The organism is Rhizobium sp. KNZ14-9A, assembly GCF_056755015.1.
Window position 1 is genome coordinate 1,826,614 of sequence record NZ_JBPGXB010000004.1, and the last position, 26,588, is coordinate 1,853,201.

The 26,588-nt window shown below is 56.8% G+C and carries 13 protein-coding genes and 5 pseudogenes; 7 read left to right on the forward strand and 11 right to left on the reverse strand.

Annotated elements, in window-relative coordinates:
• Positions 1 to 125: 125 nt before the first annotated feature.
• From ACR9ZQ_RS38745 to ACR9ZQ_RS38760, 4 genes and pseudogenes are all read left to right on the forward strand, one after another.
• A pseudogene (locus tag ACR9ZQ_RS38745) lies at positions 126 to 386 on the forward strand (acyltransferase family protein); the annotation flags it as partial.
• On the forward strand, positions 322 to 1,239 hold the full coding sequence (locus ACR9ZQ_RS38750; RefSeq protein ID WP_481430533.1) for an acyltransferase family protein: 918 nt from the start codon (positions 322 to 324) through the stop codon (positions 1,237 to 1,239). The pseudogene ACR9ZQ_RS38745 and the gene ACR9ZQ_RS38750, both read left to right, overlap by 65 nt.
• Before the next feature lie 188 nt (positions 1,240 to 1,427).
• A protein-coding gene (locus ACR9ZQ_RS38755) for an IS3 family transposase (RefSeq protein WP_130767654.1) occupies positions 1,428 to 2,527 on the forward strand; the annotation gives its coding sequence in 2 pieces (ribosomal slippage) (positions 1,428 to 1,680 and positions 1,680 to 2,527; 1,101 coding nt in all).
• A 108-nt stretch (positions 2,528 to 2,635) separates the two neighbouring features.
• Positions 2,636 to 2,926, forward strand: a pseudogene (locus ACR9ZQ_RS38760) (transposase domain-containing protein); the annotation flags it as partial.
• Positions 2,927 to 3,056: 130 nt separating this feature from the next.
• Here the strand turns inward: ACR9ZQ_RS38760 and ACR9ZQ_RS38765 are convergent.
• A pseudogene (locus tag ACR9ZQ_RS38765) lies at positions 3,057 to 3,173 on the reverse strand (IS3 family transposase); the annotation flags it as partial.
• Positions 3,174 to 3,203: 30 nt separating this feature from the next.
• Positions 3,204 to 8,153, reverse strand: a complete 4,950-nt coding sequence (locus ACR9ZQ_RS38770) for a rhamnosyltransferase WsaF family glycosyltransferase (protein WP_481430534.1) — start codon at positions 8,151 to 8,153, stop codon at positions 3,204 to 3,206.
• Positions 8,154 to 8,485: 332 nt separating this feature from the next.
• On the opposite strand from ACR9ZQ_RS38770, the gene ACR9ZQ_RS38775 reads away from it, so the two are divergent.
• The gene (locus ACR9ZQ_RS38775; RefSeq protein ID WP_481430535.1) at positions 8,486 to 10,855 is read left to right on the forward strand and encodes a glycosyltransferase family A protein; all 2,370 of its coding nucleotides are present in this window, start codon (positions 8,486 to 8,488) and stop codon (positions 10,853 to 10,855) included.
• 227 nt (positions 10,856 to 11,082) lie between these two features.
• Here ACR9ZQ_RS38775 and ACR9ZQ_RS38780 read toward each other — a convergent pair whose 3' ends face one another.
• The 9 genes and pseudogenes from ACR9ZQ_RS38780 to msrA form a co-directional block, all read right to left on the reverse strand.
• Entirely contained in the window at positions 11,083 to 11,991 is a 909-nt protein-coding gene (locus ACR9ZQ_RS38780; protein WP_481430536.1) for an NAD-dependent epimerase/dehydratase family protein, read from the reverse strand.
• Complete coding sequence (rfbC, locus tag ACR9ZQ_RS38785; protein ID WP_481430537.1) at positions 11,988 to 12,518, reverse strand: dTDP-4-dehydrorhamnose 3,5-epimerase; 531 nt, start codon at positions 12,516 to 12,518, stop codon at positions 11,988 to 11,990. The genes ACR9ZQ_RS38780 and rfbC overlap by 4 nt, the downstream gene beginning before the upstream one ends.
• Before the next feature lie 86 nt (positions 12,519 to 12,604).
• The gene (locus tag ACR9ZQ_RS38790; RefSeq protein WP_481430538.1) at positions 12,605 to 13,348 is read right to left on the reverse strand and encodes an ABC transporter ATP-binding protein; all 744 of its coding nucleotides are present in this window, start codon (positions 13,346 to 13,348) and stop codon (positions 12,605 to 12,607) included.
• A gap of 35 nt (positions 13,349 to 13,383) precedes the next feature.
• A complete protein-coding gene (locus ACR9ZQ_RS38795; protein ID WP_481430539.1) occupies positions 13,384 to 14,193 on the reverse strand; it encodes an ABC transporter permease in 810 nt (269 codons plus the stop codon).
• 86 nt (positions 14,194 to 14,279) lie between these two features.
• Positions 14,280 to 14,504: pseudogene (locus ACR9ZQ_RS38800) on the reverse strand (hypothetical protein); the annotation flags it as partial.
• Positions 14,505 to 14,777: 273 nt separating this feature from the next.
• A pseudogene (locus tag ACR9ZQ_RS38805) lies at positions 14,778 to 14,965 on the reverse strand (glycosyl transferase family 1); the annotation flags it as partial.
• Positions 14,966 to 15,175: 210 nt separating this feature from the next.
• Positions 15,176 to 16,483: an O-antigen ligase family protein gene (locus ACR9ZQ_RS38810; RefSeq protein ID WP_481430997.1), complete on the reverse strand. Its 1,308-nt coding sequence runs from the start codon at positions 16,481 to 16,483 to the stop codon at positions 15,176 to 15,178.
• Positions 16,484 to 17,359: 876 nt separating this feature from the next.
• A complete protein-coding gene (locus tag ACR9ZQ_RS38815) occupies positions 17,360 to 17,800 on the reverse strand; it encodes a response regulator (protein ID WP_481430540.1) in 441 nt (146 codons plus the stop codon).
• A 225-nt stretch (positions 17,801 to 18,025) separates the two neighbouring features.
• Positions 18,026 to 18,736 carry a peptide-methionine (S)-S-oxide reductase MsrA gene (msrA, locus tag ACR9ZQ_RS38820; RefSeq protein ID WP_481430541.1) on the reverse strand — a complete coding sequence of 237 codons (711 nt, stop codon included), beginning with the start codon at positions 18,734 to 18,736 and terminating at the stop codon, positions 18,026 to 18,028.
• 202 nt (positions 18,737 to 18,938) lie between these two features.
• Here msrA and ACR9ZQ_RS38825 point away from each other — a divergent pair, with 202 nt between their 5' ends.
• Together ACR9ZQ_RS38825 and pbpC are read left to right on the forward strand one after the other, a co-directional pair.
• On the forward strand, positions 18,939 to 24,419 hold the full coding sequence (locus ACR9ZQ_RS38825; RefSeq protein ID WP_481430542.1) for an alpha-2-macroglobulin family protein: 5,481 nt from the start codon (positions 18,939 to 18,941) through the stop codon (positions 24,417 to 24,419).
• Positions 24,416 to 26,497 carry a penicillin-binding protein 1C gene (gene pbpC, locus ACR9ZQ_RS38830; protein WP_481430543.1) on the forward strand — a complete coding sequence of 694 codons (2,082 nt, stop codon included), beginning with the start codon at positions 24,416 to 24,418 and terminating at the stop codon, positions 26,495 to 26,497. The genes ACR9ZQ_RS38825 and pbpC overlap by 4 nt, the downstream gene beginning before the upstream one ends.
• Positions 26,498 to 26,588: the final 91 nt, after the last annotated feature.

Consider the following 26,588-nt stretch of genomic DNA (forward strand, 5'->3'; position numbering starts at 1 on the left):
GGTGGGAACGCGAATATCGGCGACGAAGCTAAATCGGATCTGGTTGGAATTAGTGATTAGCGGTTGCTCGATTGAAAAGCGCTCTCATTTGCATTAGCTGAAGCTACCTTTAGTACGAGAATCAGATGACCTTGCCCCAAGAACGAAGCAGAGACATTGGTCTCGATCATGTCCGAGCACTTGCAGCGTTTATGGTCTTTGGCTGGCACTTTATGCACTTTGCCAATGGTTACCCTGTTCCGTTCGAGGGCGCTCCTTCGATTTTTCCACTTGCAGTCCTAGATGAGGGGCATACTGGGGTTGCCCTGTTCATGACGCTGAGTGGCTACCTGTTCGCCAAGATCCTTGACGGAAAGACCGTCAATTACTTCGCTTTTCTGTCGCGCCGGGCGATCAGAACTCCTTCCACTACTCTTTGCCATGCTGATTGTAGAGGGAATTCGTCAGTACATCGTGGGAGCAGACCTCCAAGCCTATTTTCGTAGCCTGGTTACAGGCATTGTTGAGCCAACGCTGCCAAATGGCGCTTGGTCGTTAACGGTCGAGTTTCACTTTTACGCCCTACTCCCCCTTCTCTTGTTTCTTGGCCGCAAATCGCCGACGCTCCTACTCGGGGTTGTCCTGGCGACTGTGGTCCTCCGGACAGCGCTCTTTCTAAAAGATGGGACGGTGTTTTGGCCCGCCTATTGGACGATCGTCGGCCGCCTTGATCAGTTTGTTTTTGGAATTCTCGGCTATCATTTCCGCGGATTGATTGTGAAGGAGCATCGTCGAGCCGCCGCCTTGGCCCTAGCCTTCTTCGTATTCTACTATTGTTACGATCGCCTTGGCGGTCTCTACCAAATGCCAAGTTGGCCTTCATCCTCGTCGGTATGGATCACAATGCCGGCAATAGAAGGTATCGTTTACGGCCTATTGATCGCTTACTACGACGGCTCCTTCAGCCACTCGAATGGTTTTATTTCAAAATCCGTGGGTAACATCGGCAAATACTCGTACTCGATCTACCTATGGCACTTCCTCGTTGTATTCAAAATGGCCGATTTCGTTCACAAGCACGTACTCGACATTTCCTATTATTACACGGGCCAGTTATGGGCCCTAATCTGCTTTTTGGCGCTAGTTCCTTTCGCTTACATAAGCTATCAGCTTTTCGAGAAGCCGTTTATGAGGCTGGGTCTGTCCTACTCATCTAACAAAGCGGCCTCCATCCCCGCAGACCAGGCACTCTCTCAATAGCACTTGGCGCAAGGTCAAAAGATCCAGATCGCGTGACACGAATTCCGTGCCTTTATCCACCCGTCGCCTGTGAAGAACGACGACTAGCCGATTGCGGGCGTTGCGTTTGACGTGCCCCCGTTAAATTAGGCCATTCGGACCTGGAATTTTCCACTTATGATCCCTGTTGGGAAGAAGAGGAGAATTCGATGAAGGCCTCGAAGTTTTCGGAAGCGCAGATCGCATTCGTTTTGAAGCAGGCGGAGGATGGGACGCCGATCGGTGAGGTCTGCCGCAAGGCAGGGATTTCCGATGCGACCTTCTACAACTGGCGCAAAAAATACGCGGGGCTGATGCCTTCGGAGATGAAGCGATTGCGACAGCTCGAAGAGGAGAACGCCAAGCTGAAGCGGATCGTAGCCGACCTGTCGTTGGACAAGGCCATGCTGCAGGATGTGCTCTCAAAAAAGCTTTGAGGCCTGCCCGCAAGCGGAAGCTTGTCGACACAGTCAAGGCCGACTGGAAGGTCTCGATACGGCGCGCATGCTCGGTGCTGAAGATCGACCGGTCGCTTTATGTCTACAAGTCGAGGCGCGGTGAACAGGCCGAACTGAAGCTGAAGATCAAGGACATCTGTCAGACGCGAGTACGCTACGGCTATCGTCGCGTTCATATCCTGATCAAACGTGAAGGATGGGCGGTCAATCCGAAGCGAATCTATCGCCTTTACAAGGAGATGGACCTTCAGCTCCGCAACAAGGTTCCCAAGCGCCGGGTCAAGGCGAAGCTGCGGGCCGACCGCACGGAGCCAACGCACTCCAACCATGTCTGGGCCATGGATTTCGTTCATGACCAGTTGGCCACCGGCCGCAAGATCAGGGTTCTGACGGTCGTCGATACCTTCTCCCGCTTCTCGCCGGCGGTCGATGCACGCTTCAATTACAAGGGTGAGGATGTGGTTCAGACGCTCGAGCGGGTGTGCCGCCAGGTCGGGTATCCAACGTCGATCCGCGTCGATAATGGCAGTGAATTCATCTCGCGAGATCTTGATCTCTGGGCCTATCACAAGGGCGTCGTGCTCGACTTCTCGCGACCAGGTAAGCCGACCGACAACAGCTACATCGAGAGTTTTAATGGCAAGTTCCGCGCCGAATGCCTGAACGCCCACTGGTTCATGAGCCTTGACGACGCACGGGCGAAGATGGAGGATTGGCGGAAAGACTACAACGAGTTCCGGCCACACAGCGCGATCGGCAACAAGGTGCCGATCTTGCTCATGAACGGCTCATCGGCACCCCCGCCGACCTGAGCCTTAACCCCGGAAAATTCCAGCTCCCGCTGGCCCAAATTCGGGGAGCACTTCACAAAAACCGCTGGAGCGAACTCAAAATTGGATAAAACTTGGGGGCAAGGTCACGACTACCTGACACGCTACACCAGCGACGGCAGGATGCCGATCGATAACAACATTCTGGAACGCGACATCAGAGTTTTTGCAACCGGAAGAAAATCGTGGCTGTTCAGCGATACCGCTGACGGAGCGAGGGCAAGCGCCGTGATCTACAGCCTGATGCTGACTTGCCGCGCCTGCGGCCTCGATCCACTCACTTGGCTGCGCCACGTACTCACTGAGTTGCCTCAGCGCGAAGAAGCCGCCGACATTGCCGATTTGCTGCCGTTCAACTTCTCCGAAACCTCCGCCGACTGATAGAGCCGGATATCGCTTCGCAACGGGGCCGGTTCGGTGATGCCGCCTACGTCAATGTGCGTGGAAAATCGCGCTTACAGAACTCTGGATAAAGACGCTGATTCAATACGTTACGCGTTCTTCACGGGGGACGCCGGCATACCCGTTCCAAGGTTTCCACGACATCTTCACCCCGATAGCTGTGCCGGGGGTCAAGCACCGGCACATAGCGCGAGAAGGTGTCGACCAACGTTAGCACCCGAAATTTCGTAAGGCCCCTGGGGCCGGCAGTGGACCTCTATTTGTGTAGGCCGGAATGGCGACGGAAGCTCGCATAGCCGCGTGTCGCCAATCCACCAGCCCTGTTCAGAGTAGCCCCAATTTTCTGGATTGCTCGGTTCAGCCCGTCGATTGGATCTGCCACAAGCAATCGCTCGTCTGTGACAAAGCCGCGCAGAAGGGGTTCATATGTCAGCGTCATCGATCTTTGGGCCGCAAACACGCCTAACCACAGGCCAAAGCTCCGGAGACCAAGTTCTGAAGGATAGGAAGCGAGAGCCTCCTCGATGAAAGCACGGCGCGCAATGAGAATATCTGGCGATAGCGCGTCCACGGAATGCGGCTTGAGCGCGAGAGAAAAATGCCCAGCGCTATTGAAATTCGCGCCAAGGAGCGGATCGACGAGCATAGTGTGATCGAGCAAGACTGGCGCTCCAGAAACGACAGCGCCCTCGAAGTCAATTATGCACCCACCCACCGCTGCACATTCATCGATAAGCTCGAAGTGCTTTACTGCCTGCCACAGGCCACTTTGATCGATTTCCGCAAGCGCTGAACCGAGCAGCATCACAAATTCACTGTCGCCATTTCCTATTGCTTTGCGAACCACCTCTATCCCTTCCGATCCTCGGAAAAGCTCTGAGCTGACAACCGAGCGGAAAGGGAATTCTGGGAGCGCCACCGAATCCACGCTCTTGCTCGAGTTGCCAACGCGAACCAAGTCGATCCCCGGGGGATCGATCGGCAGTCGCCTCAAATAGAAGTCGGGAGAACCGACGTCGGCAGGATAGCGGGCGACCTCTAAACGCGAACTCATGTCTTTTGCATCGGCAATCGAGGCCAAAACGCCTTGAATGGACCTTAGGCTTCCCCCGAACGTTTTTCCGCTGTTTGACAGTGACGATCTGTGTTGGCGCCAGTGATAGAGTACCTCTTGGATATGATCCGCTGCATGGCCAGCGAGGTAGAAACGAACCAAGGTGTCCCAGTCGACAGCATATTCGGCATCTTCTCTGGTGTAGACACCCAACTGGAGCGCAGTGCTCCGTCTATAGAGGATGGCGTGCCAGATATAGGAATGTGAGAGCAGAAGCGCTGGGTCGAAATCAGGGCGGTAATAGGGGTGCCGCAGAGTACCGTCGATTAGATGATCCTCATCCGAGTAAAAAATCTCGCCATTGGGAGCTTCAATCGTAGCGAGGGTAAGAATTTCGATGGCATCGAGTGTCAGGAGATCGTCTGCATCGAGTGAAATGACAAAATCACCGACCGCCCGTTCCAGGCAGTAACGCAAGCCTCCATGGATTCCTAAATTTGTCTCTGTTTGGAGGAGACGCACGACCCCTTCACGGGCAAGCAATTCCAGCGTTGCAAGAAGCTCGTCCGCTATTGGACCGTGAGCCAAGATGAGCCATTCGACTGGCGCGCGTGTCTGATTGCGAACCGAGTTTGCGGTCTCCACAAATAGTGCTGTATCGGTGTTTTTGTAGACAGTGGTAATGATTGTTATCGTTGGGGCTTCATCCCCAATCGGCCGGCTTTTGCTTTTCCGAAAAGCTATTCGGCTCGCATGGTAGTCGCCGTAGGCAGCAAGAACCGGGGTTTGCTCAAGCAGTCTTGGTTGGTACGGAGCCGTTCCAGATCGATCGAGGTGCTCAGCGTATCCGACAACATTGTACGACAGTTGGCCGAATTCAGCGTTGAACTGTTGCATCTCTTTATCTGACAGGCTCACCTTATGTGGTGTCACTGCCTCAATGTAAGGCGAGTAAATCACACGCCGCCCCCCTCTCGCAGCTAATGCCCCGAGCCATGGGCCCAACAGAGGTGCACGAATGTCAGCTGGCATTGACGACAGGCATTCCGTTAGGAAGTGGCGATTGACGACGCAATGGCGGGCCGAAACCGCACCAACGGAATGCGGCTTCCACATTTGCACGAAGTAGCCCGGATCGTTAACGGCTCGACCGGCGTCTGGACAACCGACGCCCCCACCGTATCCAAACACATACCCTGCCTCAGAAATTGCTGAGGCATCATGGATTCGGCCGCCGACGAGAACGCAGTCGGAGAAGAGGTCGAACATGGCTTCGGCCTCGACGCGCCATTCGTCGCTGGTCGGGTCGCAATCTAGTGCCAGAAAGTGGACGTTACTAACATCGTCCGGCAGCTTGTGAACCTCCGAAAGAAGTTCGGAGGGACTTGCTGTAGGCGACACTCGAATGGTAGCGACCTTACGTCTCCGGTCATTGTGGAGGATGCCGTGGTCGACCGGAACTGTAAGCTTGCTTGTTGCGTAGTCTTGGGCCGACGTAGGCAGAATCTTCGGCACAAAGCGATAGTCAGGCGTCCCCTCAAAGAGAGGGGCGAGTGCTACTACAAGACTTGACGATCGATCGTATGTGGCGAGAAATCGTTCGAGCACGAACTGATGCGAACCATAGATGAAGCTTTTTGACTTATAGTTCGCTGACGTGGATCCTGGATGCATTCGCCAGCTGTAGAGGACCTCAGGTAGATGGGAAGGCTCGATCCCCGACGCCATGAACCTAGCGAAAGTGTCCCAATCGTGACTGCCCTCCGCCCGTGGGTCAGCGTAACACTCTAGCTCAGTCGCTTTACGGCGGTCGATAACCGTGAGGTGCGCGATATAGCAGGAATGAATAAACAGGACGGGATCCCACGCGGGTTTGATATATGCGTCAACCTGGTTCGTCCCGTCCGTTTTGTCCTCGTTTGTATAGACGATAGGCGGGTAGCCGGCCTGCTCAAGAAAGGCAGCAATTGTCCGCAAGCAATCTGGGAAAAGCAAATCATCGCTGTCCAGGGGAACGATGTAGCGATTCGCCGCATTTTGGAGACACCATCTCATGCCTCCAACGATCCCAAGATTGGTTTCCACCCTCTCCAACCGGACGCAAGGGTGATCCCCGATACGGTTTAGAGCCTCAAGCGTTGCGGCGTTCGACGAACCGTTGTCCAGAATCAACCACTCAAACTTAAGCTCCGTGTCTTGGCCAAAGACTGAATGGGCCAAATCATACAAAAACTGTGCGTCGGTATCGTAAACAGTGGTCACGAGGCTCAGAAGATCGTCAGTCGAACCCTCGCGGTACAGCTTCCGGCGCTTCGCTAGCCGCTCATAATAGAAGGCAGGGGTACCTTCGACGTCATGCGTTCTAATATAGGTCCGTGGTGCAGGAAGATCTTCAGATCCAGGACCCTTCACGCATCCGGTCGGAAGCAACTGTTCGGCAATGGCTGCTGTCACCGACGACAAGCTCTCTTGCCATGCTCTAGGCATTTCAAGTGCTTCAGTCGCCCCGGAACCTCGGATGATCTTGCTCAGTGCGAGGCCCTTTGAAAGACCGCTAACAAGATCCTCGATACGCGGAGGCACGCCAATAATGTTAGGAGAGAGCAGCTTTAGCCGCTCCGCGGACTTGCTTCCGAACGTCGTTGTAACCGTCACACCGCCGCAAGCCGCCATTTCGAGCGGTGGATAGCTTGGGTGCGGAGAGAGCATCAGTGAGAGCAACACGTCGGCGCCACGCATCTGTGCTGCATAAGCGTCGAGATCATGCCAAGGGGCGGGCTTCAACACAAAGCCCCGTCCTAGATCGATCGGCTCGAACTGTTCGCCCATACCGACAAACTCCCAGCCGCTGTCGCCAAAATGCCCTCCTTTGACTGCGGCTTGCAGCGCAGCGACTCCAAGGCCAAACAGGTTGCGTTCCGCCACAGTTGGCCTGGCATAAAACAGGAGACGCCGCGGTTGACCGTCTTGCCGCTGGGTCGGATAGAACCTCGAGACATCGACAGCAGGCTCGAAGACCAGAGCTGAACTGGTAAAATCAGGATCGGCAAAGTGTCCGACACGATTCTCAATGAGGTGATCCCGTAGGAGATTCGTGTTTATAATTGGGATGGATGGCAGTCGATATGAACCCTCTGCCTCGGTATGTCTCTCCGACGCGCTATAAAAGAGGGTCTCGTAGTCCTGCACAAGATAATAGAAATGTGATGCTCGAGTGAGCCGCATGGCCGCAGCCGCCGCGTGCGCGGTCCACCAGGCGGTTGCAACGAAGATGTCGTTTATACCAATCGCGTAAGGTAATGATCGATCTCCCGCGTCTTCGAATTCGATCCCATGCAAATCTGGGTCGATGCCGGAAAGATGTTTGATATGCTGCTTGATCGGCGTCAGGTCGTCGTCGGGTGCAGTGTCGGTCGCGACGAATGTCACCCGAGCTCCCTCCTTCGCGAGAAAGGCGCCGAGAAGGTAGGCAGTGTTGGGACCGCCGGTAGCGTGCCTTTTCTTCACGCTAGGCAACAAAATACGGAGCCTCGGCCTGGCGTTGAGACGATGGTCGACTACCACGTTCAGCGGTCGATGCGGCTGGAAAAAACCTTGCAGGTTGGAAGGCCCGGCGACCTGCAGTCCAAACAGCGATGAAGCCGTGAGATCCCCAAATTCTGCGTAAAGATTCGCCATTCGCTGGGATCGCGGCTGCATCTGTGTCGAAGGGGCAGGCTGTCGGCCTTCAGCCTGCCCGTGCTTGAGAAAGTGTCTAAGCGGGTTAACGCCTGCAGCGGCGACATCCGGATTCTGTTGAAGATACCAACTGGTATTGAAAAGTGCGCTTGGGTCACGCCCTTCTTTTGCACCGAATCGAATGTAATGCGTGACTGGGTTTAGCCCTGCGGCCGCGACATCTTCATATTTGGACAGATACCATTGCGTGTCGAAAAACGGATTCGGATTGCGCCCCTCTTTCAGGCCGTATCTCAAAAAGTGCATCAGCGGATTGCGTTGGGCTGCTGCCACGTCCGGGTAGCTGCTCAAATAGTGGGAGGAGACGAATAGCCCGCTTGAGGCGATTAATTTTACTTCGGCGGTGTACCTGACCCACTTTCGAACCGGCGTTGCCTTAAGCGATGAAATGGATTTTCGCATTTTTCCCAGCACAGCGTAAAGCTCCCCTTCGGATAAGCATTTTCCTTATCGCTGCCGACAAGCAGCGCTGTCTGCTGGACGAATGATACCGGCCTAGCTTTAGGATTGCGGAAGTCATATAAAAAAGCCCGACAGCGTCAAGCTATTATCGGGCAGCCGTCCATAAAAACCGGCCCTTCCTACCCCTCCACTAAACAGACCGAACCATTCCCAAACGCCGCCAAGTTGGATAGCGAGGACAGTTACTGTCGTTTTTGGAAAGCTTAAGATTTCCGGAGAGGCCAATTGCGAATGCGAATGGCTTGATGTTAGATCGCCTAGAATTGTGTTCGCAGGGATTTCTCATGGCTTCCAGAATCGCCGTCGCATACTTGGCTCGTCTGGCCGAGGGATTTTCAGCATTTGAGGCTTTCGCCGAGAGTTATAGACAGCACCCCGCTGGTGAGCCTCATGATCTGGTGATCATCTGCAAAGGCTTTAGTAAGCCGGGTGAATTCGCCGGGCTGAACGCCGTTTTTGCCGGCATCCCCCACAGTATCATTTCCGTTCCAGATGACGTCGGACTGGACATCCATGCATATCGCGAGGCGGCGCGAAAACTTGATAACGAGTACATTTGTTGCCTTAACACGTTCTCGAGATTGCGAACTGACAATTGGCTGGCGAAGCTGTGGGGCAACATGTCACGACCTAGTGTCGGCCTTGTCGGCGCAACAGGGTCCTTCGAGAGCCTTTACACAAGCTACAAGACGGTGAATTTCGCGGTCTGGGCTGCGGCCAAGCCGACAAAGTTTGATCGGAGCTTCTTGGAAGGCTATCGGTGGCTTATCAAGAACATCAATCCTGGAACTGTCGCGGCGCTACGCACGAGGACGGCTCTGGTCCGGCGGCGACTCGGCGACCTTCTTAATCAGCGGCCACCCATCGATGAGATTCTTCCAGATTTTGGGGCCGCTTGGCAGGACTCTCTCAGCGTGGGGAACGGCAATTCTGTTTTCCGCGACTACCCGCATTTCCCGAACCCCCATATTCGAAGCAATGCCTTCCTCGTAAGGCGAGACGATCTACTAGCAGTTCCAGTAAGCGATAAAAGCAAGATGGCCGCGTGTGCATTTGAAAGCGGGAAAGATGGGCTGTCGATCAGTATATTGAAGCAAGGCCTCGATATACTTGTGGTAGGTGCAGACGGCACCGGCTACAGCATGGAACAGTGGCCTTCAAGCAAATGCTTCAGATCAGACGATCAATCGAATCTCCTTGTTTCCGATAATCAAACTTATGCTTATCAGGCTTATTCTGAGGCAGAGCAGAAAATCCACCGAGTGATGGCATGGGGAGGCTATTCCTCCGAATTTCCCGACGATATTGCCCTTCTCGACACCTCTTACGCAAAGACCTCAACACTCAAAGAGAGAGTTTCCGACCTAATCCCAACCTCGTCTAGCACTTCGAAGCAACGCCTTTTCTCCATCGCCATCCCGACGCACAACCGACTTGATCTAGTCTTGGATGCGATTAAAACCGTTACCCATCAAGACTACGAAAATTGGGAAATCGTTGTCTTTGATAATGCATCGAAGGAACCGGTCGCAGAGGCCATCAACGCGCTTGGCGACAAGCGCATCCGTTCCGAGCGATCCGATGAATTCCTGCCAGTCACCGGGAGCTGGAATCGCGCCATCAACATGGCGCGCGGCGACTACGTCACCATGGTTGGTGATGACGACGGAATTGCGCCCGGTTATTTCGAGCGTCTAAATTACCTAGCTGACCGTTTTGAAGACCCAGACTTGGTTATCTCGAACCTCTACCAGTTCATGCACCCTGGCGTAGTCCCCGGAAAGCGCGAAGGGTACGTGAATGGCCTAGTCATGGCCGATTTCCTGGTGGATAAGGATCGTCCATTCATCGTTGGCAGAGAAACGATCGATAGGTCGGTCAACAACTCGCTGCAGATGCGGCGATCGTTCATGTTCAACATGCCAGCTTTCTGCTGCAGCAAAAAGCTACTGGACAAGATGCGCATCGGCGGAGAAGTCCTCCATTCCCCCTACCCGGACTATTACTTTGCCAATCTAGCGATGCACTTTGCAGACAAGGTTGTCGGCGAGCCCCGATATCTAGCGTTTCAAGGCGTCTCCAAAGTCTCCTTTGGTTTCACGATGATGAATGCGAAGATTGGCGACGGATTTAAAGTGCTGAACCACGATGTAGCAAATGATCCTGTCTACAACGACGTATCAAAACACTTCTTGCCCGGTTCACGATACCATTCAGAATATATCGTCACGATGGCCTACGTCGCAAAGGTCATTGGAGATCCGGCGCGCAAGGCCGACATCCAACGGTACCGGAAGCATCAGATCTGGCAGTTCCTAAAGGCCCAGCGTTCTCTGTATCGCTGGATGCAAAGGGATGCCGGGCGCGAGTTTTTGCAGAAGCTTTCGGTGGAAGAACGGCGTTGGGCAATGAAGGTGAATACATTGCGTCAGCTCTCGGCCCTGAAGCCCCGATTTTTCGGCAGAGTTGGTAGTAAACTGGAGAAAGAGCTCAGCGCTTATGAGCTCCAATTGCCTGGCATTACATATCAACGCGGGGAACACGTTACTTTGTTTGATGTCTTTGATGACATCAAGACCGGGGAGTTCTTCAAGGCTTCGAGAAAGAACCTTCGAAATGTTCCGCTATACGAGCCGGTCGAGCGTCATTTATAGCCTCGAAGATAATTGGGACCGGCGAAAGTCCGTCTAGAAAAAAGCCAAGTTTTGGAAGGTAGACGCCATAGATTTGGAGGCCCGTCTCGACCGGCAGCCGGCATGATGTGACTGTCTAGCTCTCACGCTAGGCCTTGGCTCCCCGAGACGAAGTTTTCATCTGCGGCGTCTAGGAAGATACCGCTTTGCTCGAGACTGCAGCGCACTAGAGACAAGGATTTTGATCATCAAGAACGCGGTTTATGTTGTTGCCGCCACCAGTCGATTGCGTCCTGCAGTCCCTGATCCAACGAAATGCGCGGGACGAAACCAACCTCTTTGCGCAGTCTCGTAACGTCGGCAACGAGGCGCGGAGGTTCATTGGGGCGCATTGGCAGAGTACCGAGTTTCAGAAGGTCTGGACGTCCCGTAAATTTTCCGACACGTTCGATCACATCCCGCAGTGCAATGGGTTGTCCGGAAGCAACATTGACGCTGCCATCGACCTCGCAGTCTACGAGAGCAGAAAATGCCGCGGCAACATCGCGACTGTCCAGAAAATCCCGCAATTGTGTTCCGGCGGTGGTTTCCGCCGCACGCCCTGCAAGCAAATTTCGGATAATTGAAGGGACCAGCCGCTCCGGTCTTTCATGACTTCCAAAAGATAAAAACAAGACACCCCAGGCGAACGATAGACCGGTCTGGCGGGAATAGCACTCGATAAGACGGCGAGCACTGTCCTTTGCGGTTCCATAAAACGTTGCCGGTTCGCGATGTGCGCCTTCATGCACATAGTCGGGCAAGGTAGTCCAGTCATATTCAGCGCATGTTCCGGCAGCAACAAAACGTTCTCCGCCCGAGAGATGGAACGCGCGCATCATTGAGAGTGTGGTTGCCACCCACGAGATATTATCAGGTGCAGACCAGAATCCGGCACCCACGTCCCATGCAAGATGCAGCAAATGTGTCGGTCGCACCATCTGCACTAGTTCGACGCCCGCCCCGGGCTGCATAAGATCGACACTATGCCACTTTACATCCGGTTGATCGAGGACATGGCGAGCGCAAGCATGAACCTCATATCGACGAAGACGCAGTTCGTTCAGACAATGCCGGCCAAAAAAACCCGAGGCTCCTGTGACGAGGACGCGCTTCATGGCTGGAAATCCGGATAATTCGCGTCCCGGTCTGACAGACGTTCCGGCGGCAGGGGCCAAACGATTGCAAAGGCCGGATCGTCCCATCGAACGCCGCGGGCGAACTCTGGCTTGTAGGCTTCGCCCATGTGATAGAAGACCTCGCTATCTCCAACGAGAGTTTGGAAACCATGGGCGCAGCCCGCCGGGATATAGAGAGCATTGCGCTGATCAGCGTCCAACTCCACGCTGGTCCATTTCAAGTAGGTCGGTGAATCTGCGCGCAGATCCACCACGACATCCAGTATACGGCCTCTTGTGCAGCGTACGAGTTTAACTTCCGGATATGGCTCAGCTTGATAGTGCATTCCCCGCAATGTCCCTCGATGGGGATTCCAGGAAACGTTGCACTGCGGAAAATGGTCAATCAAACCGTTCTTGCTGAAAGTGTCGGCGCAAAATGTTCTGGCAAACAGGCCCCTGTCGTCGGCAATTGCGTCGACATTCACGATCATAACGCCGGGCAGAGTTGTTGGAGTGATTTTCAATCGCAGAGACCTTCCAAGTTGAGTTTCGTGGAACTGCCGATTTTTATCGCATGACCAAAACAATCAAAGGCACATCGTTCCCAGTATCAATGACCGAAATACGCGGTTGCTACGGCTTCGGCGTCCCCATCCATACGAACCTTGCCATGCTCGAGCCAAACTATCCGCGTGCAATTCTTCACGAGCAAGTCTCTCGAGTGGCTCGCAATGATTAGTATCTTGGTCTTGTTAACCAAATCATGCAGACGCTCGTTTGCCTTTTCCTGGAAGCCTTGGTCTCCAGTCGCTAGCCATTCGTCCATGATCAAGATTTCTGGCTGAATAATAGTAGATATTGCGAAAGCCAGGCGAAGCTGCATGCCAGTTGAATAGGTACGGACCGGCATATCGAGGAAATTTCCGAGCTCAGAGAAGTCCTCAATCTCTTTCTGATGCAGAGCAAGATCACGTTTCTTAAATCCCAGGAGGGCGCCCCGAATTGCAATATTTTCCCGCCCAGTTGCCTCAGGATCGATCCCCAACGAAATGTTGATCAGCGACGTGCATTTGCCATTTGTGACAATACGACCACCTGTAGGGTGATAGACGCCACTCATGACCCGCAGAAGTGTTGTCTTGCCGGAACCGTTGTGGCCAACGAGACCCAGTCGCTCCCCTTCCTTGAGGCTCAAGCTGACATTTTCAAGCCCCCGTATAATTACATGACCTTCAGAGTTGGAGCCGATTGTCCCCCCTGTCGCAAGACTGAATACCTGGTTCTTGAGCGATCTGCTTTTTGCGTTGTAGATCGGGAAATCTACCGTGACGTCTTCAAGATGCATGGAGGTCATGTTCGCCTGCGTGGGGTGATTTCGAAGGTAGAGATTCATAGCCAATACGTAATTCGGGAGCGGAAGCGGTTTAGGAATAGCAACGCGATCGCCCATCCTACGACTGCCATGACGATAACGACGATCCAGTTGACCAGTGTTCCGGGATTCCCGAGGAGAGGCTCGCGGACCACACTAATAAGATGATAGAAGGGGTTCAAGCCGAGCATTAGGGCGGATTTAGTGCCGTTTGGGAGATGACTCGGCTGCCACATAATTGGCGTTACGTATAAGGAGACCTGCATGACGTTCTGGATAATTTGCGTCAAGTCCCGATAACGGGTGCAGAGAACCGCCAATATCACCATTATCCATAGAAGATTCAGCGACGCCAGTATGAACCCTGGCACGACAAGAAGTGCATAAAGATTTACGAACTTTCCAAAGGCCAACAAAACAATCGGAAATATAAGGATATTGTGTGCCAATATTATCGTATTTCTCCACCACGTCCTGAGAATGTACGTAAAAAATGGGATCGGCAGCTGGAGCATTGTGTCGCTGTTTGCGATGAAGCTGACGCACGCCTCGTTGATCAATTGTGAGTAAAATCCCCAGACAATCAAACCGACGCATATGAAAGGCAAGAACTCGGACATCGGTGAATTGAAGATCGTTCCAAAGACCAATCCCAGAGCGCCGATCAGCACTCCCATATTGATCGTAAGCCAGAATGCCCCGACCCTTGAACGACGATATCGTTGCGCAACATCTTGCCAGCCGAGAAGTGCGGGTAGCTGAAAATTCGCTATTGAGCCGAACACGTCCCCCCAACCGGTGATTATTTGCGAGGTCGCTTTAGTCATGTGGTACCAGTCTCCGGGTCGGGCTCGATTGCTCGGCTCGCGGTTAGCACATTAGAATTGGACTTAATAGTGACTGTCGGTCGCAATCAGCGCATTCCGAAGGAGGTCGTTCGCTCGACCATGGCAAGCGCCAGTGCCGGCTTGGTCAGAAAGCCGACATTATCCGGCACATGGGCGCTGGCCATACGCTCCCGATCATCCGCCCAGACCTTCGGCATAGAGCGCCCGCTCGATGAAGGCATGACCATGGCGGGAGACATACGATGCGAACACACCGATCTGGCAATTGGTGATTTGCCCGCCGATCCTGTATATTGTCGGCCGACACCACAGGATGCCTTGCCCTGCTTGAGAAAGTCTCGTCGATCACCAGCACCGCGTCAGCATCGGCCAATGTCTCAAGCGCGTATTACGCACGATATCGCGCAAGGCATCCCCATCCCAATGACCACGGCCCAGAATAGCCTGTTGCCGCCATGGACCGGGATCGCCGGCCGCCTCCGCCCGCATCCAACCCGTGTTGCGCCGCTCTTCTCCCAGCAAACCGTCCAGAAATTGGCTCGCTGAATTCGCTACCCGCCAAAATCAAGCTTGGCCTTGTAGGCCATGTGGCCGTCAAATAGCTTTGTGTGCGCCTCCGGTGCCTGGCTCAGTGACAGAACATCGCTCTCAACACCGTACTTTTGCTTGCCTTCGCAATCGCATGGATAGTTCGTTCAACGCCGCCGAACGTATCCGGCCAATACGTCCTGAAGAAATGAAGGACTCTCATTCGCGCTTTCAATATCGTCCGGGACTGCTGGGGAGCCTAGCAATTAGGTAGCATAGCTCCTGCGGACGCCCCTGGATCTGATCATAGGGCCCGCGCCAACACCTACGTTCCGTAGCTTCAACCGGCCCAGGGCATTTTTTTAAGGAAAATATGTCGCGAAATCCACGCGACTGGAACAACTATCAGTTCGGGCGATTTCGTGTGCTCGAACTATGTAGTGACCTTCCCCTTCTTCAACATGATCCCGCAGGCAAACGCGACGGCGGAGAACACGAAGAAGAACGATTCGCCGATTGCCAGCCGGTTGTTGGAGTTGGACAGGATCGTTCCAAGGAAGAACAGCGTCACCATGCTATAGGCGAGTAGCGCGCTGAGGCTGATCAGCTTGGCTCTCCACGCAGCTAAAACGCGGCTGTACATGCCCGTTGCCAATATGGCGAAAACAATAATGCCGAACAGCCCATGACGGACAAGCATCTCGAAATAGCCGTTATGGAGCAGCGTATAGGGCACGCTGGCATAGGTGGTCGAGTTCCAGAGCGTCAGCCAGTGGTTGCCGGCACCAAAGACAGGAGCTTGGGAAAAGACTTCCCAGGAATTCGCCCACAACTGCAGGCGCTCGCTCATAGCAATCGGTGTATCTTTTGACGCGATCGCGGCAGCGACAGCATCCCATGCGCCATGCGCGGAGATTTCGGTCTCGATCCGTGCGGTTGCCTCATAGGTCGGGCCGGCAAACCTCCAGATATCATCGCCGCCGACAAAAAGCGCTGCTGCGATGAGAGCGGCGACAACAGCCCCTACCAAGGCGGCCCGGCGTCTATTTGCGTAAAGCAGGAGCGAGGCCAGCATGAGCGGCCCGACGAGGACGAGGCTCAGCCAGACGCCTTTCGCCTTGGAGCCAAAAATATTGAAAAGGCAGAGTGCGATGATGAGTGTTGCGACGGCAATAACCCAGCTGCCGGAACGGCGCGCGAGCTTGCCGGTTTCCCAGGCGTGCAACAGCCAGTAGAAAGCGCCGATCATCAGGAAGCCGCAGCCAATCGCGCCATGGATCAGGTTGTTATGGAAGAGCGGCGAAATACGTGCGTCGCCTTCCAGGATCAGCCGGTAGTCGGTGGAGATCAGCAGGGCGGCAAGGGCTATCGGGAAATAGATCGCAAAGACCGTTTCGACATGTTTCCGGCTAGAATAAAGCGCGATGCCAACCGCCGGGAAAAACAGCGGAAAAGCGTAGAGCCAGTCCGACGCACCCATTTCATGATTGACGAGCGCGCCATAGCAGAAGCGAACCAAAGCATATACGCCCCAGGCAAGGCAGGCATTGGCCACCCAGTCATTCCTCAGCAGCCATAAATTCGGCCTGAAATAGGCAAAGGTTATCCCGATCAGCAATAGCGCCGCATAGCGATAGCTATCGCTTTCCAGAATCGGAGCCGAAATCAGCAGCAGCCACAGGATGACGAGGACGGGTTTCAGGCGTGAGGGCGTGGCAATCGGCTCGTCGCTCGCTACCATAGAGAACACTTGATCCTTCTTGCATAATCGGCTGATCGAGATTGGCTTACTGCAGATCTGGTGGGTCCATCGATCCATTTTGAAGCGAACAAAGGTCTCCTCAGCGTCGCCAGTATTCGGCGACGAAGCCTACTCGATGTTCGTCAGCATTCGACCTCGTTGGCACAATTTGTGTGTATCACCAGATTCTTCCGATAATGAAGGATCACGCGTGCTCGTCAAGAGAACGATTGGCAGACATTTTAGTCCGGCTGCGGCGAAACAACGTCATTGTCTCGTGAAAATTTAGACCGCATTTGGTCTTTCGATCCTTGGCGTTTATCAACAATACCGGCGATTATCAGACACGCGCCGATAACGGCAATGCAGACGAATGATAATGTCATCACCGACCATACTTCAGCGCTACTTCCGATCCGCAGCCCGAGAGCGAGGATAATTATTGCCGCACCTATATTGATTACAATGTCCTCAAATGTGTAGTGGCGGGTAGGCTTTTCACTCATGCAGCGACCTAAAGAATGAGATATAGAAACGTTACATGCATTCTCTCTTGAGATGAAGCAAGCAGGCCCGCATAGTTTTAGGTCAACAAATAATGGATAGGCTAAAGCCAGATCCTCGTGAACGGTCCGAAGCCCTCCAGCTCTACAGCAATGGATGTAAAGACCCCACCAATCAAAGAACCTCGCTGTCAAAATGCCCGGAATGGTAGGCTCGCTTGGCAACTGAGGAGGTTGGGAGGCGGAGCTTTCGGTCGCTCAGTTCGTTGGTCGAATGGTCCGGCTTGAACGGGATTTGTTCAGTGCCACCAAGGGGACGCAAGATCATTTGCTGGATATGGAATCCAAGGCTTCTCCAGGACCTCCATGGGCGCTATGCAAACACCATCATTTGCGGTGGCACAACCGCCAGCATCCCGGCGCGGCGTGCGGCGACATATCTGAGGAGCTGTTCGACCACCCTTGGCATGACAGGTTTTTGAACCACGCCGAGCGCACCGCGCACGCCGTCTGCAACCACTTCCGGATTGGCAGTCATGAAGACGACGGAAATGCCGTGGTCTTCTGCGAGCTGCCGGCCGATCTCCGGGCCGGTCGCGCCATCTGAGAGATTGACATCGACAAAGGCGATGTCTGCGAGCGGCGCGAGCCTGAAGGCCCCCTCGCGATCCGATGCCAGGCCTGCGACATGCACGCCCATGTTCTCGATCGTCATTTCGAGATCGAGGGCGATCAAGAGTTCGTCTTCGACAATCAGCACTCGCTGTTCCATGAGATGTTCCCGTTGCCAGCTACGCATGACATTCGTGGCCATGACAGATCCCCTTTAGGGTTTACTTTAGGAGACTCCGCTTCGTTGAAGACAGACTGCTTCGACGAGGCTCGCAGGTTAAACGGGCGATGTGACGATATGTTCCGGCATGAAACGCAGTATTTCTCAATTAAACTTTTGTTAATATTGATAAATTCCTAAAAAGCTATGTAGATCGTAAAAGGCGGCCTCTCTGGCCGCCTTCCAAATTCTGATTTTGCAGGCTTCTCAGCCCTTGGCCTTCAGCACCAGAACCGGATCCTTGCTGTAGTCGGCCGGGAAGATCTCTTTCAGGTTTTCGATCTTCGGCAGGTCGTTATAGACGATATAGGGGTAGGTCGGGTTGAGCGTCAGGAAATCCTGGTGATACTGCTCGGCCGGGTAAAAGCCGGTATAGTCGGTGACCTTGGTGACGATCGGCTGTTTGAAGACATGCGCCTTGTCGAGCTGGGCGATATAGGCTTTCGCGACCTTGCGCTGTTCCTGGTCGGAGATGAAAAGTGCCGAGCGATATTGTGTGCCTTCGTCCGGTCCCTGGAAATTGAGCTGGGTCGGGTTGTGCGCGACCGAGAAGAAGACCTGCAGGAGCTTTCCGTAGCTGACCTGCTTCGGATCGAAGGTCACCTTGACGGATTCGGCATGACCCGTCGTGCCGGTGCTGACCGTTTCGTACTGGGCGGTTGCGGCTTCACCGCCAGCATAGCCGGAAATAGCGCTTTTGACGCCCTTCACATGCTGGAAGACGCCCTGGATACCCCAGAAACAGCCGCCGGCGAAGACGGCGGTCTCGGTGCCGGACTTACCCGCCTCGTCGATGGCAGGGGCTGGAATGACGACGGCATCTTCCGCCGCTTTGGTGGCGACAGAACCTAGGCCGAGCGAAAGGGCAGCGGCTGCGAAAAGCGCGGCAAGTAACTTGCCTGATGTGGATATGGGCATGGGGGCTACCTCCGGAACTACATGGCGCAATCCTCGCCGATCGACGAAAAAGCCGCAAATCACAAGCTGTTCACTCACACCGATGTGACGATTACACGAAAGCGAATGTGCGAAACCGGAACAGGCGGCAAGGCGAGTTGACAATTCTCTGGAGAGTGAGGACAGTGCCGCCCGGCTCAGAGCCAGCATCCGGGGGGAACCAATGTCTGTGCGCTCGTTCTTCGCTTTTTCCGTCATCGTCGCATCTATGATTTTTGCAGGCCCGTCGGCTTTTGCTGCCGACGCCAAGCGCGACATCGTCACCGTCAAGGACGCCGATTATTTCGGCTTCGACCTGCGCACCGAGCAGAATCTCTCGCTCGATCAGTGCAAGGCGGCCTGCATCGGCGACAAGAGTTGCAAGGCCTTCACCTATAATCCCAAGGTGAAGTGGTGCTTCCTGAAATCCGACTTCAAGACGATGAATGCCGCCCCCGGCGCGATTGCCGGCAGGATCGTCGAAACGACGGCTGCGAGCGTCCCGAAAGAGCCGGATATCGGCGCTGCTCCCCGCCTACCCTTCCTCTCGGACGATCTTGTCCAGCAGGCTCGCAATTTCCGCAACGATCTGGCGCTTGCCGACGACCAGCAGGGCCAGGGCGTCGACAGCCTGACGGCTGGTGCACGCCTGGATCTCACCGGGGGCAATCTTTCCGATGCGCTGAAGGCCTTCCATGGTGCCCTCTCGATCACCCCTGATGATGGCGACCTCTGGATCGAGACGGCGCGTGCGGCCACCTCGCTCGGCGCGCCTGACAGCGGCATCTTCGGTCAGGCGGTTATCGACGCGCTGAACGGCTACCAGCTGACGCGCACCACCAACAAGCGCGCCGATGCGCTGGCCGTGCTTGCCAAGGCCCTGGAAAGGAATGCCAACTATCGCGATGCGCTGAATAGCTACAAGGCAAGCCTTGCGCTCGTCAGCGCCAAGGATGTGCAGGCGGACTACCTGCAGCTCAAAGAGACGCAGGGCTTCCGCATCACCGAACATACGGTCGATGCCGATAGCGCCACACCGCGCGCCTGCGTCACCTTCTCCGAGGCGCTGGTCAAGACGGTCGACTATGCGCCCTTCGTGACGCTGAACGGCGCTGCGCCCAAGGCGCTGGAGGCCAAGGACAAGCAGATCTGTGTCGAGGGCCTCACCCATGGCGAGACCTACAAGATCGGCTTCCGCACCGGCCTGCCCTCCTCGGTCGACGAGGTTCTGGAAGCGCCGGTCACGATCGACGTCTATATCAAGGACCGCAGCCAGATGGTGCGGTTCACCGGCGACAGCTTCGTGCTGCCGTCGACGGCGCGCCGTGGCATCCCGATTGTCTCCGTCAACATGGCCTCTGCCAATCTGAAGCTTTACCGTATCGGCGATCGCGGCATAGCACCGCTCCTGACCGGCTCGCAGTTCCTGACGCAGCTCGACGGCTACAGCGCCCAGAATATCCAGGACCAGAGCGGCGAGCTCGTCTGGCAGGGATCGATCGAGATCGCGAACGAACTCAACAAGGATGTCGTCACCAGCTTCCCGGTCGACGAGGCGCTGCCCGAGCGCAAGCCCGGCATCTATGTGATGGTCGCAACCCCACCGACCGGCCCCGCGCAGGACTGGGATTCGCAGGCCACACAATGGTTCCTCGTCTCCGATATCGGCATCACCACCTATGCCGGCACTGACGGGCTGAACGTCTTTGCCCGCTCGCTTGCGTCTGCCAAACCGATGGCCGGCGTCGAATTGCAGCTTCTTGCCAAGAACAATGAAGTGCTCGGCACTGCCACGACCGATCAGAACGGCCGCGCCACCTTCACGGCCGGTCTGATGCGCGGCACCGCAGCACTGACGCCTGCCGTCATCAGCGCCAAAAACGGCACGTCCGACTATGTCTTTCTCGACATGACGCGCGCCGGCTTCGATCTTTCCGACCGTGGCGTGACCGGACGCGCCGCGCCGGGCGCCATCGACGTGCTGCCCTTCACCGAGCGCGGCATCTACCGCGCCGGGGAAATCGTCCATGCCGCAGCCCTTGCCCGCGATACGGACGGCAACGCGATCGAGAACCTGCCGCTGACCTTCATCTTCTCACGGCCGGATGGCGTGGAAGACCGGCGCATCGTCAGCCAGACGAGCAATCTCGGTGGCTATGTGGTGGACCTGCAAACGCAGGAAAACGCCATGCGCGGCACCTGGACGATGAACGTCTATACCGACCCGAAGGGCTCGGCGATCGCCACCAAGACCTTCCTCGTCGACGATTTCGTGCCTGACCGGACCGATATGGAGATCAAGACCGCCGCCAAGGAGATCGGCACGGATACGGCCGCGACGATCAATATTTCCGGCAAATATCTCTATGGCGCGCCAGCGGCGGGCCTGACGATTGAGGGCGACGTCGTCGTCAAGCCGACGCGCGAGAATGCCGCCTATCCCGGCTACCAGTTCGGCCTTGCCGACGAAGAGGCGAGCGAGGATTCGCGCCAGCCGATCGACGGCCTGCCGGCACTCGACGAGAATGGCGAAGCCTCGACGGATCTGACGATCGGCGAACTGCCGGCCACGACCCAGCTCTTGAATGCCACCGTCTATCTGCGCATGCAGGAGCCGGGCGGCCGAGCCATCGAGCGCTCGCTGGAGATCCCGGTCAAGACCGACGCGACCGCAATCGGCATCAAGCCGGAATTCGACGGCGATCTGCCGGAGAATGCGCTGCCGAATTTCACGGTGATCGGCCTCGATACCCAGGGCCAGAAGCAGGAGATGAAGGGCCTGCGCTGGAAATTTTACAAGCTGCGCCGCGACTATCAATGGTATCGCGAAGGCACAGCCTGGAAATATGAACCAACCTATACACCTGAAGAGGTCGCCTCCGGCTCGGTGGATGCGACGGCTGAAAATGGCGGCAAGATCCAGGCACCGGTCAACTGGGGCCGTTACCGGCTCGAGGTCGAAAGCCCTGACGCCGACGGTCCGACCTCCAGCGTCGAGTTCGATGCCGGCTGGTTCGTCGCCTCGACTTCGACGGAAACGCCCGATGGTCTCGAAATCGCTCTCGACAAGGACAGCTATCATGTCGGCGAGACGGCCAAGCTGAAGGTCACGTCGCGTTATGGCGGCGAGTTGATGATCACGGCCGGCACGGAAAACCTGATTGCCGTTGAGAACGCCACCATGGGCGAAACCGGCGGCGAGGTCGATATTCCCGTCACTGCCGACTGGGGCGCCGGCGCCTATGTGACTGCCACGCTCTTCCGGCCGGGCAATTCGCTCGACACCCATATGCCGGCCCGCTCGATCGGCATCAAATGGCTGAAGGTCGATCCCGCTGAGCGTGCACTACAGGTCAAGATCGATACGCCGGAAAAGATGCTGCCGCGCGGACCGCTTGATATCGGCCTGCAGGTTACCGGCGCCGGCGCGAATGAGGAGGCCTATATTACGGTTGCCGCCGTCGATGTGGGCATCCTGAACCTGACCCGCTACGAGCCGCCGAACCCTGAGGACTGGTATTTCGGCCAGCGCCAGCTCGGCCTCGAAATCCGCGACCTTTACGGCCGCCTGATCGACGGTTCGCTGGGCGCGACCGGCAAGCTGCGCACAGGCGGCGATGGCGGCGCAATCGCGCTGCAGGCAAGCCCGCCGACGCAGAAGCTTGTTGCCTTCTTCTCCGGTCCAGTAAAGCTCGATGCCGAAGGCAAGGCGAAAGTCAGCTTCGACATTCCGCAATTCAACGGGACCGCCCGAGTGATGGCGCTCGCCTGGACGAAAACCGGCGTTGGTCACAGCGCCAAAGACGTCATCATCCGCGATCCTGTCGTCGTCACCGCAAGCCTGCCGAAATTCCTGGCACCCGGGGACAAGGCCAATCTGCGGCTCGACATTGCCAATACCGATGCGCCGACCGGCGACTACAAGCTGACGCTCACCGGCAACAGCGCGCTCAGCATCGACGGGCCTGCGGAACAGACGCTGAAACTTGAGGCCGGCGCCAAATCCGATCTGACGCTGACGCTTGTCGGCGGCGAGCCGGGCGATGGCAGCCTCGGCATCAACCTGTCGAATGATCAGGGGCTTTCGCTCGACCAGGTGGTCGATGTGCCGGTACGACCGTCCTCGCTGCCGGTGACCGAACGGCGCGTCATTGCGCTTGCACCCGGCAAGAGCCTGACCATCGACAAGAACCTCTTGGCCGACAGCGTGCTTCCGGGTGCCTCGATCAGCGTCAACGTTACCCGCTCGGCTGCTTTCGACATTCCTGCTCTCCTGATGACCCTCGACCGCTATCCGTTCGGCTGCGCCGAACAGACGACGAGCCGCGCCATGCCGCTGCTCTATCTGGCCGAGGTCGCCAAGCAGGCCGGCATGAAACAAACCGATGACGACATCCACAAGCGCGTGCAGGATGCGATCTACCGCGTGCTGTCCTACCAGGCCTATGCGGGAAGCTTTGGTCTGTGGGGACCGGATTCCGGCGATCTCTGGCTCGACTCCTATGTCACGGATTTCCTGACACGGGCGCGCGAGCAGAAGTACGACGTGCCGGATCGCGCTCTGGTGCAGGCGCTGGAAAACCTGCAGAACTCGCTCTCCTATACGACGGACGTGAAGGGCAAGGGTGATGAGATCGCCTACGCCCTCTATGTGCTTGCCCGCAACAAGAAGGCCGCTGTCAGCGACCTGCGCTACTATGCCGACACGATGATCAACGACTTCCCGACGCCGCTTGCCAAGGCCCATATCGCTGCAGCACTGGCGCTCTACGGTGATGCAACGCGCTCGAAGAACATTTTCGTCGATGCGCTGCAAATGTCGAAACAGTCGATGGTGACCCGCGTGAATTTCTCGCGCACCGACTATGGCTCGGTGCTGCGCGACGGCGCGGCGATCCTGGCGCTTGCCGCCGAAAGCCGGCCGGTTCCGCCCGTCATTCCCGAACTCGCCAAGGCGGTCGCGCGGGAATGGGATCGCAGCAAATATACAAGCACCCAGGAACAGGCCTGGATGCTTCTGGCGGCGCGTGCCCTGCAGAACGGCGACGACGATCTGAAGGTCAACGTCAACGGCGCTGAGCGGACCGGCGCCTATATGGCGAAGATGACCGGCAATGCGCTGATCGACCATCCGCTGACATTGACGAGTGCCACAAGCGACACGGTCTCGGCTGTCGTCACTACGGTCGCCGCCCCCGTAAAGCCGCTGCCGGCCGGCGGCAACGGCTTTACCATCGAGCGGACCTATTACACGCTCGACGGCGAGGAGGCGAATGTCAGCGAGGCGCAGCAGAACGAGCGTTACGTCGTGGTGCTGCATGTGACCGAGCAGAACGACTGGGCCTCGCGTATTGTCATCACCGATCTCCTGCCGGCCGGCTTCGAGATCGACAATCCGAACCTTGTCGACAGCGCCCAGATGACGAATTTCGACTGGGTTGGGGAGATGTCCGCCGCCCATACGGAATTCCGCTACGACCGCTTCGTCGCCGCCTTCAACCGCGACGAAAGTTCAGCGCGTGACTTCAACGTCGCCTATGTCGTGCGCGCCGTAACACCTGGCGTCTACGATCATCCGGCAGCGACAGTCGAGGACATGTACCGTCCCGATATGTCTGCGCGGACGGCGACCGGCAAGATGGAGGTCGTTGCGGCACAACAATGAGGCGGTGGCACAAGTTTGCGATCGGGACAGCGGCCGGCATCATCACTGCCGGCGCAGGTCTTTTTGCGCTCGATGCCGCCGACCGCGCCTTTCCCCCGCCGCTGGAGCGGGCCGAAGCCGTCTCGCCCGAAGTGCTAGATTCCGACGGGCAATTGCTGCGCGCCTTTGCCACGCCGGAGGGGCGCTGGCGGCTGAAAACCGACGTTTCCGACGTCGATCCGCAGTTCGTTCGCATGCTGGTCGCCTACGAGGATCAGCGTTTCTACGAGCATTCCGGCATCGATGTCTGGGCGCTCGGGCGCGCGGCAGTGCAATTCGTCAGCAACGGCCGCATCGTGTCCGGCGCCTCGACGCTCTCCATGCAGGTCGCAAGGCTGATCGAGCCGCGCGAAAGCCGGTCGTTTTCGGCAAAGCTCCTGCAGATCATGCGCGCCGTGCAGATCGAGCGGCGGCTTTCGAAGAATGAGATCCTCGATCTCTATCTCACCCATGCGCCCTATGGCGGCAATCTGGAAGGCGTGCGGGCCGCAAGCCTTGCCTATTTCGGCAAGGAGCCGAAGCGGCTGACGGTGGCCGAAGTCGCGCTGCTCGTCGCGCTGCCGCAATTGCCCGAAAAGCGCCGTCCGGACCGGAACCTGAAGGCAGCGGAAGCGGCGCGCAAGCGGGTGCTCGACCGTATCGCGGTGGCCGAGGTGGTCGGCGATGGCGAGGCCGAGCGCGCCGAGGGTGTCGCCATTCCCGCCCGCAGGCTGCAGCTTCCAGCCCTTGCCGCCCATGTCGCGGAAGCCGCCCTGCGCAAGGACCCGAAAGCGATCCGATACCAGACGACGCTGAAGAAGCAGGTCCAGACGGGTCTCGAATCCGTCGCGCGCGCCGCGACGATGAAGCTCGGACCAAAACTGTCGCTCGCCATGGTGATGGCGGACGCCGAGACCGGCGAGATCGTCGGCGAGGTGGGCTCAGCTGATTATTTCGATGCCAGCCGCTCCGGCTGGATCGACATGACGCGTATCAACCGATCGCCCGGCTCAACGCTCAAACCCTTCATCTATGGCCTTGCCTTTGAGCAGGGACTGGTCAGCCAGGAAACGATCATCGAAGATCGGCCGGCCGATTTCTTCGGCTACCGGCCGCGCAATTTCGACATGAGTTACCAGGGCGACGTGACTGTGCGCGAGGCCCTGCAGCTCTCCCTCAACGTGCCGGCCGTCAAGCTGCTCGATGCGGTCGGCCCGTCTCGCCTTATGGTGCGTTTCCGCCGCGCCGAAGTGCGCCCCGTTTTGCCGCCAAACGAGACGCCGGGTCTGGCGATTGGCCTTGGCGGCGTCGGCATCACGCTGAAGGATCTCGTGCAGCTTTATACAGCGCTTGCCAATCGCGGCCAGCCGGTCAGGATCGGCGACGGCGTGACGAATGCGCCGGGCAAGATCGATGGCGAGCCCTTGCTGGAGCCGGTCGCGATCTGGAATGTCGCCGACATCCTCTCGGGCGTCATACCGCCGGCCGGCGCGCCGCAGCGCGGCATCGCCTACAAGACCGGCACGAGCTACGGCTACCGCGATGCCTGGTCGGTCGGTTATGACGGACGCTATGTGCTTGGTGTGTGGGTCGGACGGCCTGATAACAGCGCCGTACCTGGTTTGACGGGTTACGGTACGGCCGCACCCATCCTCTTTGAGGCGCTTGCGAAATCCGGCATCGCCACCACGCCGCTGCCGCGTCCGCCGGCAGGCGCTGTGCGCATAGCCCAGACCGACCTGCCGATCAGCCAGCGCCGTTTTGCCGTCAATCCCAATGGGCTGCTGGTCACGTCCGGCCGCGAGCCGTCACCCCAGATCATCTATCCGCCGGAGGGCGCTCATGTCGATCTTGGGGCAAAGGCGGGCGATCTTTCGCCGCTGATGCTAAAATTGCAAGGCGGCCGCGCGCCTTTCCGCTGGCTTGCCAACGGCAAGCCGCTGCCCGATCTTTCCCGCCGGCGCACGCAAAGCTGGATGCCTGATGGCGGCGGTTATTCGAAGCTGACGGTTATCGATTCCATGGGTCGGGCAGCAAGCGTCGGCGTCTTCGTCGACTAGAGCCTTACCTGGCCAGATTGAAGCGTTCTGTTGGCAGAGCACGAAACTTGACCTTGGCTCCCGGACGATGGCCCATCAGTAGAAGCCCAGC

Excerpts from the sequence above, each read along its gene's own strand:
- pbpC (WP_481430543.1), top strand. The coding sequence starts at position 24,416 with ATGAGGCGGTGGCACAAGTTTGCGATCGGGACAGCGGCCGGCATCATC.
- ACR9ZQ_RS38815 (WP_481430540.1), bottom strand. The coding sequence starts at position 17,800 with ATGGCCACGAATGTCATGCGTAGCTGGCAACGGGAACATCTCATGGAA.
- msrA (WP_481430541.1), bottom strand. The coding sequence starts at position 18,736 with ATGCCCATATCCACATCAGGCAAGTTACTTGCCGCGCTTTTCGCAGCC.
- ACR9ZQ_RS38810 (WP_481430997.1), bottom strand. The coding sequence starts at position 16,483 with ATGGTAGCGAGCGACGAGCCGATTGCCACGCCCTCACGCCTGAAACCC.
- ACR9ZQ_RS38790 (WP_481430538.1), bottom strand. The coding sequence starts at position 13,348 with ATGACCTCCATGCATCTTGAAGACGTCACGGTAGATTTCCCGATCTAC.
- ACR9ZQ_RS38780 (WP_481430536.1), bottom strand. The coding sequence starts at position 11,991 with ATGAAGCGCGTCCTCGTCACAGGAGCCTCGGGTTTTTTTGGCCGGCAT.
- ACR9ZQ_RS38775 (WP_481430535.1), top strand. The coding sequence starts at position 8,486 with ATGGCTTCCAGAATCGCCGTCGCATACTTGGCTCGTCTGGCCGAGGGA.
- ACR9ZQ_RS38795 (WP_481430539.1), bottom strand. The coding sequence starts at position 14,193 with ATGACTAAAGCGACCTCGCAAATAATCACCGGTTGGGGGGACGTGTTC.
- ACR9ZQ_RS38825 (WP_481430542.1), top strand. The coding sequence starts at position 18,939 with ATGTCTGTGCGCTCGTTCTTCGCTTTTTCCGTCATCGTCGCATCTATG.